This window comes from Algoriphagus aquaeductus, from assembly GCF_003253485.1.
Taxonomy (GTDB): Bacteria; Bacteroidota; Bacteroidia; order Cytophagales; family Cyclobacteriaceae; genus Algoriphagus; species Algoriphagus aquaeductus.
In genome coordinates, this window is sequence record NZ_QKTX01000017.1 from 17,655 (window position 1) to 30,220 (window position 12,566).

The 12,566-nt window shown below is 43.2% G+C and carries 14 protein-coding genes; 8 read left to right on the top strand and 6 right to left on the bottom strand.

The window, feature by feature from the left end; all coding sequences use genetic code 11:
• Window positions 1–37 precede the first annotated feature (37 nt).
• Window positions 38–1,828, bottom strand: coding sequence for an ABC transporter ATP-binding protein (locus CLV31_RS18335; protein ID WP_111394599.1), 1,791 nt, complete (start codon window positions 1,826–1,828; stop codon window positions 38–40).
• Between the two features lie 146 nt (window positions 1,829–1,974).
• Here CLV31_RS18335 and CLV31_RS18340 point away from each other — a divergent pair, with 146 nt between their 5' ends.
• Complete coding sequence (locus CLV31_RS18340) at window positions 1,975–3,075, top strand: Glu/Leu/Phe/Val dehydrogenase dimerization domain-containing protein (protein ID WP_111394536.1); 1,101 nt, start codon at window positions 1,975–1,977, stop codon at window positions 3,073–3,075.
• 105 nt (window positions 3,076–3,180) lie between these two features.
• Here the strand turns inward: CLV31_RS18340 and CLV31_RS18345 are convergent, their stop codons facing one another.
• Together CLV31_RS18345 and CLV31_RS21730 are read right to left on the bottom strand one after the other, a co-directional pair.
• The gene (locus CLV31_RS18345) at window positions 3,181–4,323 is read right to left on the bottom strand and encodes a DUF4221 family protein (RefSeq protein ID WP_111394537.1); all 1,143 of its coding nucleotides are present in this window, start codon (window positions 4,321–4,323) and stop codon (window positions 3,181–3,183) included.
• An 82-nt stretch (window positions 4,324–4,405) separates the two neighbouring features.
• The gene (locus CLV31_RS21730; protein ID WP_146250927.1) at window positions 4,406–4,588 is read right to left on the bottom strand and encodes a hypothetical protein; all 183 of its coding nucleotides are present in this window, start codon (window positions 4,586–4,588) and stop codon (window positions 4,406–4,408) included.
• A gap of 284 nt (window positions 4,589–4,872) precedes the next feature.
• On the opposite strand from CLV31_RS21730, the gene nusB reads away from it, so the two are divergent.
• From nusB to CLV31_RS18380, 7 genes are all read left to right on the top strand, one after another.
• The gene (gene nusB, locus CLV31_RS18350) at window positions 4,873–6,057 is read left to right on the top strand and encodes a transcription antitermination factor NusB (protein ID WP_111394538.1); all 1,185 of its coding nucleotides are present in this window, start codon (window positions 4,873–4,875) and stop codon (window positions 6,055–6,057) included.
• Window positions 6,058–6,064: 7 nt separating this feature from the next.
• Window positions 6,065–6,367, top strand: coding sequence for a YtxH domain-containing protein (locus CLV31_RS18355; RefSeq protein WP_111394539.1), 303 nt, complete (start codon window positions 6,065–6,067; stop codon window positions 6,365–6,367).
• 87 nt (window positions 6,368–6,454) lie between these two features.
• Entirely contained in the window at window positions 6,455–6,994 is a 540-nt protein-coding gene (locus CLV31_RS18360) for a DUF1573 domain-containing protein (protein WP_111394540.1), read from the top strand.
• A gap of 3 nt (window positions 6,995–6,997) precedes the next feature.
• The gene (gene yajC, locus CLV31_RS18365) at window positions 6,998–7,315 is read left to right on the top strand and encodes a preprotein translocase subunit YajC (protein WP_111394541.1); all 318 of its coding nucleotides are present in this window, start codon (window positions 6,998–7,000) and stop codon (window positions 7,313–7,315) included.
• A gap of 7 nt (window positions 7,316–7,322) precedes the next feature.
• A complete protein-coding gene (locus CLV31_RS18370) occupies window positions 7,323–8,288 on the top strand; it encodes a YbbR-like domain-containing protein (RefSeq protein ID WP_111394542.1) in 966 nt (321 codons plus the stop codon).
• Window positions 8,281–8,898, top strand: coding sequence for a dephospho-CoA kinase (gene coaE / locus CLV31_RS18375; protein WP_111394543.1), 618 nt, complete (start codon window positions 8,281–8,283; stop codon window positions 8,896–8,898). Before CLV31_RS18370 ends, coaE begins: the two co-directional genes overlap by 8 nt.
• 59 nt (window positions 8,899–8,957) lie before the next feature.
• Window positions 8,958–9,845, top strand: a complete 888-nt coding sequence (locus CLV31_RS18380; protein WP_111394544.1) for a bestrophin family protein — start codon at window positions 8,958–8,960, stop codon at window positions 9,843–9,845.
• A 5-nt stretch (window positions 9,846–9,850) separates the two neighbouring features.
• Here the strand turns inward: CLV31_RS18380 and CLV31_RS18385 are convergent, their stop codons facing one another.
• From CLV31_RS18385 to CLV31_RS18395, 3 genes are all read right to left on the bottom strand, one after another.
• The gene (locus CLV31_RS18385) at window positions 9,851–10,273 is read right to left on the bottom strand and encodes a nuclear transport factor 2 family protein (RefSeq protein WP_111394545.1); all 423 of its coding nucleotides are present in this window, start codon (window positions 10,271–10,273) and stop codon (window positions 9,851–9,853) included.
• A gap of 163 nt (window positions 10,274–10,436) precedes the next feature.
• Window positions 10,437–11,708 carry a serine--tRNA ligase gene (gene serS / locus CLV31_RS18390; protein WP_111394546.1) on the bottom strand — a complete coding sequence of 424 codons (1,272 nt, stop codon included), beginning with the start codon at window positions 11,706–11,708 and terminating at the stop codon, window positions 10,437–10,439.
• A 36-nt stretch (window positions 11,709–11,744) separates the two neighbouring features.
• Entirely contained in the window at window positions 11,745–12,518 is a 774-nt protein-coding gene (locus CLV31_RS18395) for a hypothetical protein (RefSeq protein WP_111394547.1), read from the bottom strand.
• Between the last annotated feature and the right edge of the window lie 48 nt (window positions 12,519–12,566).

Here is a 12,566-nt window from a genome sequence, read left to right on the forward strand (position 1 = left end):
AAGTTACAGAAAATCAGTAAAAAAGTCCTAAAAAGGGCTAATTATCAATGGACTCCGGAGATTGGGTCTGCTTTTCAAACAATTCGGCATAGACCCCTTTTTGCTCCATCAAGGACTCATGGTCCCCCCGCTCTACAATTGCCCCATCATCAAGTACAATGATATGATCGGCCAGTTTGGCAGAAGAAACCCGATGGGAGATGATGATCGAAGTCCGGTTTTCCATGATCTTCTTCAAGGCCGTGAGAATCGCGTTTTCCGTCTTGGTATCCACCGCCGATAGGCAATCATCAAGAATCAGGATTTTAGGTTCTTTGGCTATTGCCCGAGCTATGGAGACCCGCTGCTTCTGTCCTCCCGATAGCGTAATTCCCCGCTCACCGAGCATCGTTTCAAATCCTTTCGGGAAATCGACGATATTTTGATACACGTCGGCATCTTTGGCGGCTTTTTCAATCAGTTGCATATCCGGATGATCCAATCCAAAAGCAATATTGTTGGCAATGGTATCCGAGAACAGGAAAACATCCTGAGGAACGAACCCGATTTGTTTTCTCAGGTTGGAAGTGGAAAAGCTTCTGATGTCCCTTCCGTCCACAAAAATCTGACCGCTCGAAGGGTCATACATTCTCATCAGCAAGTTGGCGATGGTAGATTTACCCGAGCCGGTGGTACCGATGATTCCAAGGGTCTGCCCAGCTTTGATTTCAAAAGAAATATTATCCAATGCCTTGATCCCGGAGTCAGGGTAGACAAATGAAACTCCCTGCACCCGGATATCCCCTTCTATTTCCATTTCGGTATTTTCGGTACTGACGATGTCGTTTTTAATATCCAAAAACTCATTGATCCGGGTCTGAGAGGCCGCAGCCCGCTGTACAATACTGGTCACCCAGCCCAAAGAAGTCACGGGCCAAGTCAGAATGTTGACGTAAAGAATGAATTCGGCAATCACTCCATACCCGATTTCACCCTGAATTACTTTCATCCCGCCTACATAGACGGTAATGATCGTGGATATGCCCACCAATGCCATAATCAGGGGAAAAAACAAGGCATTGACTTTGGTGAGTTCGATCGATTTGTGTTTGTACTCCTCGCTAGCCTCCGCAAATTCACGGGCAGAATCCTCTTCCCTTACAAAGGCTTTGAGCACACGGATTCCTGAAAAAGCCTCCTGAACAAAGGTGCTTAGATTGGAAAGGCTTCGCTGGATTTTCTCTGAGCGCTCATTGATCAGGTTATTGACAAAATAGATACTAAGGGAAAGTATAGGCAAAGGTAAAAGCGAGTACAGCGTCAGTTCTGCATTGACTGAGACCATGTAGGAAATCACCAAAGGAAACAAGATCAACAAATTGAGGCCATACATAATGGCAGGGCCAAGGTACATTCTCACTCGGCTGACATCCTCTGAGATCCGAGCCATAAGATCTCCGGTGCTGTTTTTTCGATAGAAGCTCAGCGGTAGATTCTGGTAATGTTCAAAAATTTCATTCTTCATGTCATACTCCACCCGACGGGACATGATGATGATCGTCTGTCTGATCAGAAAGAGGAAAAAACCTCTCAACAAAGCCATGGCAAGGATCAAGACCCCGAAAACAAAGACATACTCCAGGAAATTTTCTCGGGCTATTTCTCCCATCCCACCCTTGGTCAGAGGCCTGAAAAGCGAAAAACTATCCACCACATAATCTATCGCAATTCTGACCAGTTGGGCAGGAATAATTACGAAGATGTTTGAGATGACGGTAAATACTATTCCCAAGAGCAACAAACCCTTGTATTTGTACAAATACTTATTTATTCTCCAAAGCGGCTTCACCAAATAAAAGCTTTAAAATCAGGGATAAACTTACAGAAACTATTGATGCGATTACTTTGAGAGCTGATAAAAGTATTTAATTTTGTATCAGCCTTTTTCCGAAGGTAACAACCCAAATATAACACATTCTAAAAAGCTAAGTTCACATGTTAGAGATTAATGCGACCGAAACCGTGCGTGAAGGCTCCGTATTTGGACAAATCACCACCATGGACCACGAACAACTCGTGATCTGCCACGATCAACCCACCGGATTGAAGGCGCTCATCGGCATTCACAACACCGTTCTTGGCCCGGCACTTGGAGGAACCCGCATGTGGCCTTATGCTACCGAAGAAGAAGCCATCACCGATGTGTTGAGACTTTCCCGGGGAATGACTTTCAAAAATGCCCTTGCCGGACTGAATCTTGGTGGTGGAAAGGCTGTCATCATTGGAGATCCCAAGCAGAAAAATGAAGCATTCCTTAGAAGATTTGGGCGTTTTGTAGAAAGTCTGGGTGGCCGGTATGTCACCGCAGAAGATGTGAACATGAAGACCTCCGATATGGAATACATAGCCATGGAGACCCGACATGTCACCGGATTGCCTCAAATCAAAGGCGGAGCAGGCGATCCATCTCCAGTAACAGCATTTGGCGTATATATGGGCATGAAAGCCGCTGCAAAAAAAGCTTTTGGATCAGATTCTCTTCAAGGCAAAAAAATCGGAGTACAGGGAGTAGGCCAAGTGGGCAAATACCTGATCGACTATTTGGTCAAAGAAGGAGCTGAAATCCTGATCACAGACATCTTCGAAGACAAACTGAAAGAAGTAGCCAAATCCTCAGGCGCTACCGTAGTAGATCCCAACGTGATCTATGATCTACCGATGGATATCTATGCACCCTGTGCCCTTGGAGCTACCATCAACGATCAGACCATTGACCGGCTAAAGTGTGCAGTCATCGCCGGTGGAGCTAACAATCAGTTGAAAGATGAAGCCAAGCACGGGAAAATCCTGATGGATAAAGGCGTCATTTACGCCCCTGATTTCTTGATCAATGCCGGCGGAGTGATCAATGTTGGCGCTGAATATTATGGCGATTACCATGAGGAAACCGTCTTTGCTCAGGCACAGAAAATCTATGACACCTGCCTGACCATTTTGGATAAATCACAAAAAGAAAATATTCCTGCACAGCAGGCTGCGATTGAGGCCGCCAAAGCCAGAATTGAAGCAATCGGAAGGTTGAAACTGCCTTTCTGATCTAGCAAAAAGGTCTATTCTATTAAACCTTCAAGAATCAAAATTCTTGAAGGTTTTTTTAAAATAAAATACGGACTTGGATAATCAATTATACCGAAATTCATTTTACCAACTCAGCAAATAAAACTCGACTTCTTCTCTGTCAGTGCGTTTTTTACTCAAGTAAAGGCCCTTTTCTCCAACAAACATCATTGGGATTTCGTCCAATTCTCCAGGCTTAAAGGCAATTTCTCCCAATAGTTTGTCTTTATCTAAATCGTAAATAATCAAATCTCTCTTAGCCGTTAGTTTGTAATCAAAATAGTTAGAAAAACTTGAAGGATCTTGATCTGAATAAGAAATTGTTCTGTATAAAACTCCCCGTTTTTCATCTGAAATTAGACTAGAATAAAATCCTTTTGACAACATCTCAAAGTAGGCTTTTTCTCCGGAGAGCTCTTCTTTTGATTGCCCATCAAAATTTTGGGTAGTCCTTTTTTTCGATGAATTAAACAATATTTTCTTTTTTAATCTATACTCAGGATCGTACAAAAAAACAGTATCGCTTAACGAAAAACTATGTGCGACATGATTCTTTATCACAGTTTGCCTATCTGAGATAGTATTTACCCCGGGCCATTGATGGCCGTGATATTGAGCGGGATACCCGCCTCCTGTTTTGATTTGTCCATTTTTCAAATTGATCAATGCACCCGTTCGACCTTTAGTATAATAATCTTGTTCAAACGGTGATAACTCCGGGAATCCAAAATAGACAACATTGTGCTCAGCTACGCCACTAATTGGATTTTCTGTTGTAAAGGGTGTAATTATTTCAAGTGGATCCAAACCACTTCGAACACTGTAGGTAGCAACTTTTTTTCCACTATCCATTAAATGGATATTCCATCTAAAGCTGTCAACGGTAAAAATTGAGTCTTGGTCTTTGACGTAGAACCCATTTAATTTCCCTATTCCATTAGGACCTTCCAATTCAAACTGAATCGGATCTTCCCATTTTTGATCCTCCATATTGTACACTAATATCCGATCAAATCTTTTCACATCACCCCAAAAAAGTAATTCCTTACCATCTACAATTTTCGCTTGCAGCATGTTGGTAGAAAGGGGATGGTCAGGAATCACCAGAGAAAACTCAAAGGAAAGGTTATAGTCTAATTGATTAAAATTATTTCCGTTTCCCTTCCCACAGGATAAAAGCGCAAGGAAAACCACGCCCAAAACTATTTTATGAGAATATTTTTTCATCAAAGTCAGCTAAAAATCAAAAGCTTCCTCAATGACTTGCAAATTCCTTACTAAGATCAAATGAGGGAAGCTTTCTTTTAATTCAACAATCCGTCTGTTCCCAAGGATCAGCTGACAGGCAATCTCCACCCGGCTGGTAGCATCCATAAACACATTTGTCTGCACTTTCCCAAAAAACGCGCTCTGCACTGACTGAATTTAATCCCATTGCTCCAAAAAGAGTGAGGACAAGAAGTGCAACTCTTCGAAATCTGCCTTTTTTCATGATTAATTTAGTTTGTACTAATGATTCCAAAATGTATGAAAAAAAAAAATGAAACTTTTTTAATAATTCTCTCAAATTTATTCAAAACAATGTAGAGTTTCTTTAAAGAGATCCAATATCAAGTCTTACCCAAATCGTTATTTTATTATGATATTTCCTGCCTCATTTTCACTATTTCAGCAGATAGACCAGCTCAAATCATCAGGAGATTCAACAATTCAAAACGATCAATTCTTAATTCACGATTGGTAATTACCTATATTTGCGGCTCTTTTAAGACCATTATGCTAAACAGAAGAATCCTCAGAGTCAAGGCATTTCAGAACCTCTATGCCTATGAACAATGCAAAGGATCTAATCTCAACTTGGCCAAAGACTTCATACGGGAGTCTTTTCTGCCTGACCTCAACAGTATGGAAGTGCAGGACAAAGCCGCACTCAACAGGGAAGCCGAGGAGGCCATCCGGCATTTCGACCAAAATCTGGAGAGCAATCAGCTTCTGAAATCCTCAGATGCCAGTGCCAAAGTAAAAAAGGTGGTCTTGGATGCGCTCAAGCAATACCACGCCGCCAATGAAAAAGACCGTGAGTTTCTCTTAAAAAATATGATCACTTCGGCAGAGCGCATCCCGCAGCTGTACCTATTGGCAATCGAACTTCTTCAGGCATTTGCCAAGCATGTGGAAAAAGACCTGGAAAAAAAGCGAAAACTCGCGGGAGACACCCCGGTGGCCTTTGGCAATGACCTCAATTTGGCCAACAACCAGGTACTCAAAAATATCCGCGAAGCTCAAACCTACCAATCTGCTCTGGTTCGACACAACGTCCACCTGGATGATTTGGAGCTTGAAATCAAAGAATGGTTTAGAGATTACATCAAGCCGTCAGAAACCTATCAGGAGTACCTGAAACTATCCAATCCTACCCTGGATCAGGATTTTGAGGCGGCGGATGATTTGCTGAAAAAAATCATTTTCAAGAATGAAGTCATCCTTAATTATTTCTCAGAAAAGGATTTGAACTGGACCGAAAACAAATCCGTAGTCAGAAGTCTTGCCTCCAAAGTACTTAAAAATGCCACCTCCACTGAGGAAAACGGCGGCGATCCACTTCCGGAAATCGCGATGAATTGGGATGAAGACAAAGAGTTTTTTCAAAATATATTTAACTTCACCATCGAAAATGATGCTAGCAGTAAGGCTCTTATCGCTCAAAAAACCAAAAACTGGGATATTGAACGACTTGCTTTCACCGATAAAGTGATCATTTCTATGGCCCTTGCCGAGATGAAAAATTTCCCAAGCATCCCGGTAAAGGTCAGTATCAATGAGTACATTGATATTTCCAAAACGTACAGCACTCCAAAAAGCAAGCAATTTGTGAATGGCTTGTTGGATGTTTTGGCAAAAGAGTTAACAGACAGCGGCCAAATCCGTAAGAGTGGTCGGGGACTTTTAGACAATAAATAATACAACCATGAGCAAAAGTACAAACACCTTATTGGCATTCGCAGTTGGCGCCGGAATCGGTGCTGCATTGGGCATTCTCTTTGCACCGGACACCGGGGCCAATACCAGAGACAAACTGTCATTTAAGCTTTCTAAATACAAAAAGGAACTTGAAGAACTCATCAATGAGTTGGTAGAGGGAAAAGAACTTCACCTCAATGAAGCTAAGTCAGAAGGCAAAAGAGTGATCTCAGAAGCCAAAAACAAGGCAGAAGGTCTTCTGAATGATGTCAACAAATTGATCGATCAAATCAACCAAGGAAAAAATTAACCTTAAAAGTCTCTGAATCGATATCACCCATTTTTGGGCATTGTTCGGGACATCCCAAATAGACGCTTAAAATCAAACAACAATCCTATGAAAATCAAATTAGTAAGCGCCATTGCCGTGGCGATGGTTTTGATGGTCTCCTGCTCACAAAAGAATGACGATCAGGCTGCAAAAATCAAGGCTTTGGAAGATAAAATAGCCGCCTTGGAAGGCTCTAACACGGCTGTCACCCCGGTGAATGCACAAACGACCACCGAGGCCGATCCAAGCACACTCGGCGCATTCCAGTTTGCCGAAATGGAATATGATTTCGGCAACATCAATGAGGGTCAGGTGATTGAACATATCTTCAATTTCACCAACAACGGACAAGCTCCATTGGTGATCTCCAACATCACTGCTTCTTGTGGATGTACCAGCCCTGATTGGACCAAAACTCCCGTACAGCCAGGAGAGCAAGGCTTTGTGAAGGTGGTATTCAATTCGGCAGCAAAATCAGGTGCGCAGGCTCCTACAGTTACCATTCAAGCAAACACCAACCCAACCGTTACCCGCCTTAGAATGAAAGGTAGCGTTACCCCTAAATTAGCCGGTGCTTCTGCTCCTGCAGGACCTCTGAAAAGATAACCCATGATCAATTTCGTTTTAGCACAAGCCGCAGCAGGCGGTGGAGGGATTCTTGGCCAAGTTTTCCTGTTTGGTTCTATCATTCTAATCATGTATTTCTTCATGATCAGACCGCAACAGAAAAAACAAAAGGAAACCAAGAAATTCATTGAAGAAATCAAAAAAGGGGATGACGTGATCACCATTGGCGGTATTCACGGCAAAGTCTCCAGTGTGGAAGGCGACGCCGTCCTGTTGGATATCGACCGAGGAGTAAAAATCAAGGTGGAAAAATCTGCCATCTCACTGGATTTCACCAAGAAAAGCAGTCCAACCAAATAAAGTAACCTTGCCTGAAACCAAAAAATCCTCCTGGAGGATTTCTTCTAAAAAAATCTCTGATCTGAAAGTGGTAGTCCTATGCATCTTAGCGGCTACCACTTTTTGGATTTTAAATGCCCTGAATAAGGACAACTATAATACTATTGTCGATTATCCCATCCAATGGGAATTTGACAGAACGAACTACATCCCCGTCAAGCCCCTTCCGGAAAGCATCCAAATCCAAATCTCCGGAAATGGTTGGGATCTTTTACGCAAATACTTCAATCTAAACGAGCCTCCCTTTTCCATCATTCTTGCCGAGCCATCTTCCAGAAAATTCATTCTGAGCACTGAGCTCAAAAGACCTTTGGGTGAGTTTATCACTCCCACTCAATTGGAAAGCCTCTTGGAAGACTCGATTCATTTTCAAATTGATAAAATCGTCACCAAGTCTCTGACCCCCTACTTGGATTCAGCAGGATATTCTTTGGGGAAAAATATCGAGATTGATGGAGCAGTGCTTTTCACGCCCAACCAAATCACGCTGACAGGCCCCTCCTCACTCCTGGAATCATTTGAGGGGAAGTTTCCGGTCTACTTGAATGAAAACCGGATAGAAAAGAATTTCTCCCGACAAGTCCCGCTCGAATTGGAGAAAAAAATCGAAGACCTGATCCAAATTCAGGAGACGGAAGTGGAGGTTAGTTTTTCCGTGTTCAAATATCTTGAAGGGAACAAACGCCTCAAATTGAAAAAAGTCAATTTTCCCCGTACAGTCACCCTGGAAAATGAAGAACTCATCCCCATTTTATCCTATTTGGTGGACGAGCGTAAGGTGAACGAATTAAAAGAAATTGAATTTGAGGCTATACTCAATTATGGGAAAAGAAACAGAGAGGACAGCACCATTCAAGTAGACGTTGTACCCAAACCGGATTTTTTAAAGGATCTGAAAATTGACCCAATCCAGGTAAAGCTCAAATATGAATAAATCAAAACCTCTTTTGGTTGGCGTGACGGGAGGGATTGGCTCAGGAAAGTCCACGGTTTGTCGGGTTTTTTCCATCCTGGGAATTCCGATTTACCCCGCAGACGACCGCGCCAAATGGCTGATGGCGCATGACCCTGTACTGAAAACGCAAATAATTTCTGCTTTCGGAGAAGCTTCTTTTTTACCGGACGGTAAGCTCAATCGGTCTTTTTTGGCAGAAACGGTTTTTTCAGACCAGGAAAAAGTAGCCCAAATCAACAAATTAGTCCATCCGGCGGTAGGCAAGGATTTTGAAAACTGGGTTGCCCAACAACATGCCCCTTATGTAATCAAAGAAGCGGCACTTTTATTTGAAGCAGGATCTGCCGATCAATTGGATTTTGTAATCAATGTGAGTTCTCCCCTCAAAATCAGGATGGCTCGTGTCCTGTTAAGAGATCCTCATCGGTCTGAATCACAGGTCAACCATATCATCGATCAGCAATGGCCGGATGAGAAAAAAAACGAATTGGCTGATTTTACCATTAAAAACAGTGACAACAAACTGATCATCCCACAGATTTTGGAAATTCACCAAAAGCTCACTGCAAGTGATCTCGGTTCAATCTGAATGATTCGCTGTTTGATCAACTGACAATCAGCCCCCAAGCAATTTTACTCCAAGTAGGAATGAAGGTATACAACACCAAAAACTGGGTACAGTTCATCTTTTTGATTCAAAAATCAGATACCCTGGTTCGGCTGGCCCCTTTGATTTTGGTCATCCTATTGTATTCCCTGGGGATTGCTTATTTGGAATTGGAGTATTTCAAATTTGGAGAAAACAGCTGGGTAAAAAATCTTCCTGTGATGCATTCCCTGCTGAGTTTTGTGATTTCCATGTTGCTGGTATTTCGGACCAACACCGCCTATGACCGCTGGTGGGAAGGCCGAAAACTATGGGGAAACTTAGTCAATAACAGCCGGAATTTCGCACTCAAGCTGGCAGCGATTCTTGATCCCAAAGACGAAATCAATAGAAGGTTCTTTAGAAAGACCATCCCGATGTATGGATTTGTCCTCAAAGATCATCTTCAGTCAAAATCCACCGAGTACATGTTGGACGATGAAAATCAGTTTTTTGAAGACCTCCCTTCAGCCCTAAGCAAGCAAAACCACGTGCCCAATCAAGTCGCCAAACTGATGTTTGCCCGACTCAACGAGCTCTACAAAAACGGAAAAATCTCAGGAGACCAGCTGATTGTTCTGAATGGTGAAATCACTTCTTTCACGGACATCTGCGGAGCGTGCGAACGGATCAAAAACACACCCATACCCTACAGCTACAGTTCATTCATAAGAAAGTTCATTCTTTTCTACTCCATCACACTTCCCATCGGGTATTCTTTGATAATGGGCTATTATGCGGCGCCCATTGTTGCCTTTATATTCTACGTGCTGGCCAGTCTTGAGCTCATTGCCGAAGAGATCGAAGAGCCATTTGGAAATGATCAGAATGACCTTCCCATGGAAAAAATTGCGAAAAACATCGACAAGCACGTGGGAGAAATCTTATAAGCTGATCAAAGATCCAGCGGTTTTTCGGTCCAGGATTTATGGACAATCTTCCATTTTCCGTCCATTTTGATCAAGGTCAAAAAGTCATAGTAATAGATCCCCGGCCAAAAAAGCTCTGCCTCAGCCAGGGCTATATTTCCTACAATTCTGACCGCTTTTACCTCGTTTTTGTATAGAGCCGGATCACGCCGAGAACCTTTGGACGTTCCATCAGCCCATTCTGCAAAAGGGGTGACAAACAATTGGTCTCCCCTATACCCGATCAATCTTGCCTCAGCAAAAAATGCCTCTTCCAACTTGCCTCGATCCCTCTGAATCATCCCATCAAAATATAATTGTACCGTTTGGGTGACTGATTCAACCTCTTCGGTTTGAGAAAAAACAACAAAGGGCTGTACAAGAAAGATGAGGATCAGAAGTTTTTTCATGGGTTCAATGCAGTTAAGCCTGGAACAAATTTCTATAAGCAAACGAAAATCACTCCTTGTGAAAGGTATTTCCTTCGTTAGGGAATGGAACCAAGGCTTGGTACAAACCAATTTAACGGATAAATGAAAAAAGCCGCTCCAAAAAATGGAACGGCTTATGGAATCAAATTTTGTCGAAACCCAAATACGAATGGAGAACCTTCGGCATTAGGATACCCTCCGGGGTTTGATTGTTTTCCAGAATCGAGGCCACAATTCGAGGCAAAGCCAGTGCACTTCCATTGAGTGAATGGGCGAGTTGGGTCTTTTTATCTTCCCCTTTAAACCGAAGCTTCAACCGATTGGTCTGATAGGTTTCGAAATTAGAAACCGAGCTCACCTCCAGCCAACGCTCCTGAGCGGCAGAATACACCTCCATGTCATAGGTCAAGGCTGAGGTGAATCCCATGTCCCCTCCACAAAGTCTCAACACCCGGTAGGGCAATTCCAGCTTTTGCAATAAACCCTGCACATAGCTGCTCATACTTTCAAGAGCGGCATACGACTGATCCGGATGGGTGATTTGGACAATCTCCACCTTGTCAAATTGGTGAAGGCGATTAAGTCCTCGGACGTGAGCCCCCCAGGAACCCGCCTCTCTTCTGAAGCAGGGAGTATACCCTACATTTTTCACCGGAAGGTCGGTCTCATTGAGAATGATATCGCGGTAGAGATTGGTGATCGGAACTTCGGCCGTAGGGATCAGGTATAGATTATCTGCTGCTGCAAAATACATCTGACCTTCTTTGTCCGGCAATTGCCCCGTGCCATAGCCTGAATCTTCATTGACCAGAATGGGAGGCTGAACTTCCATATACCCGGCTGCCATGGCTTCGTCCAAAAAGAAATTGATCAAAGCACGCTGCAATCTTGCTCCTTTACCTTTATATACAGGAAATCCTGCTCCGGTGATTTTTACCCCTAGGTCAAAGTCAATAATGTCATACTTTTTGATCAACTCCCAATGAGGAAGTTTCCCCTCATGCAGCGTGGGAATGGTGCCATTGGTCAAGACCACTTCATTGTCCTCTGCCGACCTTCCCTGTGGCACCGAACTGTGCGGAACATTTGGAATCGTGTACAGCAGTGCTTTGAGGTCTTCCTCTGCTTTGGCATTTTGCTCGTCAAGCTCTTTGATTTGGGCTTTGATTTCGGTGGTCCTCTCCCGGATCAATTGGGCTTCGGCTGATTTCCCTTCCTTCATCAACTGCCCGATTTGCTTGGAAATCGTGTTGGCTTCTGCTTGGATTTGATCTCTTTGGGATTGGGTTGATTTCCTCAAATCATCCAAAGCAATGACCCGATCCAGTAGCAGTGCGGCATCGGAGATATTTCTTTTCTGCAAACCGGCAAAAACCTGATCATAGTTTTCCCGGATTTGATTGACTAAAAGCATGTCGAAAACGTGGTTTGAATGCCCAAAGATAAGTACTTATCGGACAAAGACTGTTTTTGTAATGGTGGAGAAAGGACCTTCCAATTCTTTATTGTCGACTCGAAGCAATTGGACCTTGACTTGATAGTCGCCTTTGGGAAGGTTGGTCACCCGGATTGGGGCCATGTGGTCAATTTCATAGGTATGCTCATTCACCGAGATTTTGACCTTCAATCTATCGAGGTTCATATCCCCTCCCAAAACCAAAAAATCCACGACCAATTCATCTCCCAATTTGAGGATCTGTGCATTTCGGGGAAAGTTTAGAGCCAAATAGGGCTCTGCTGAATAAGGAAAAGCCCGGGAGTCTCCGACCATAAAATCCCGATCCACATAATTTCCGAAATTTTTCAAGGCCAACCCATCTTCATCGACCAAATAGGCCACGGCTCGATAGGTGCCGACGGTCAATTCTCGCTGGAAAATAGGGGCAAAATACCCGATGGGATCTCCTCCATTGAGAATCATGAAAAGTTTGGCCTCTCCTCCTCCTCCTTTTTCGAGCGTATAATTCTTTACGTTGAATTCAAAAGGCACCTTCCCCGGTTTGAATATTTGATTTCCCAGTGGGGTATACAATTCCAATATCGCATCCGGAAACCGGGAAGAATCCTCATATTGAAAAAATGTAACTTGGGGGAGGGATTCTCCGCTAGGCTCCAAGGATTGACCTTCTTCTGAAATAGACTCATTGATTCTTTTTTTCTCTTCACTGCAAGAAGCGCACAAGAAACAACCAAGGATAAAGGCTAAAATCAGGATTTTATTCATACGACCACCAAGATTAAGGTTAAAGATATTTATTTTTGAAGAATTGTA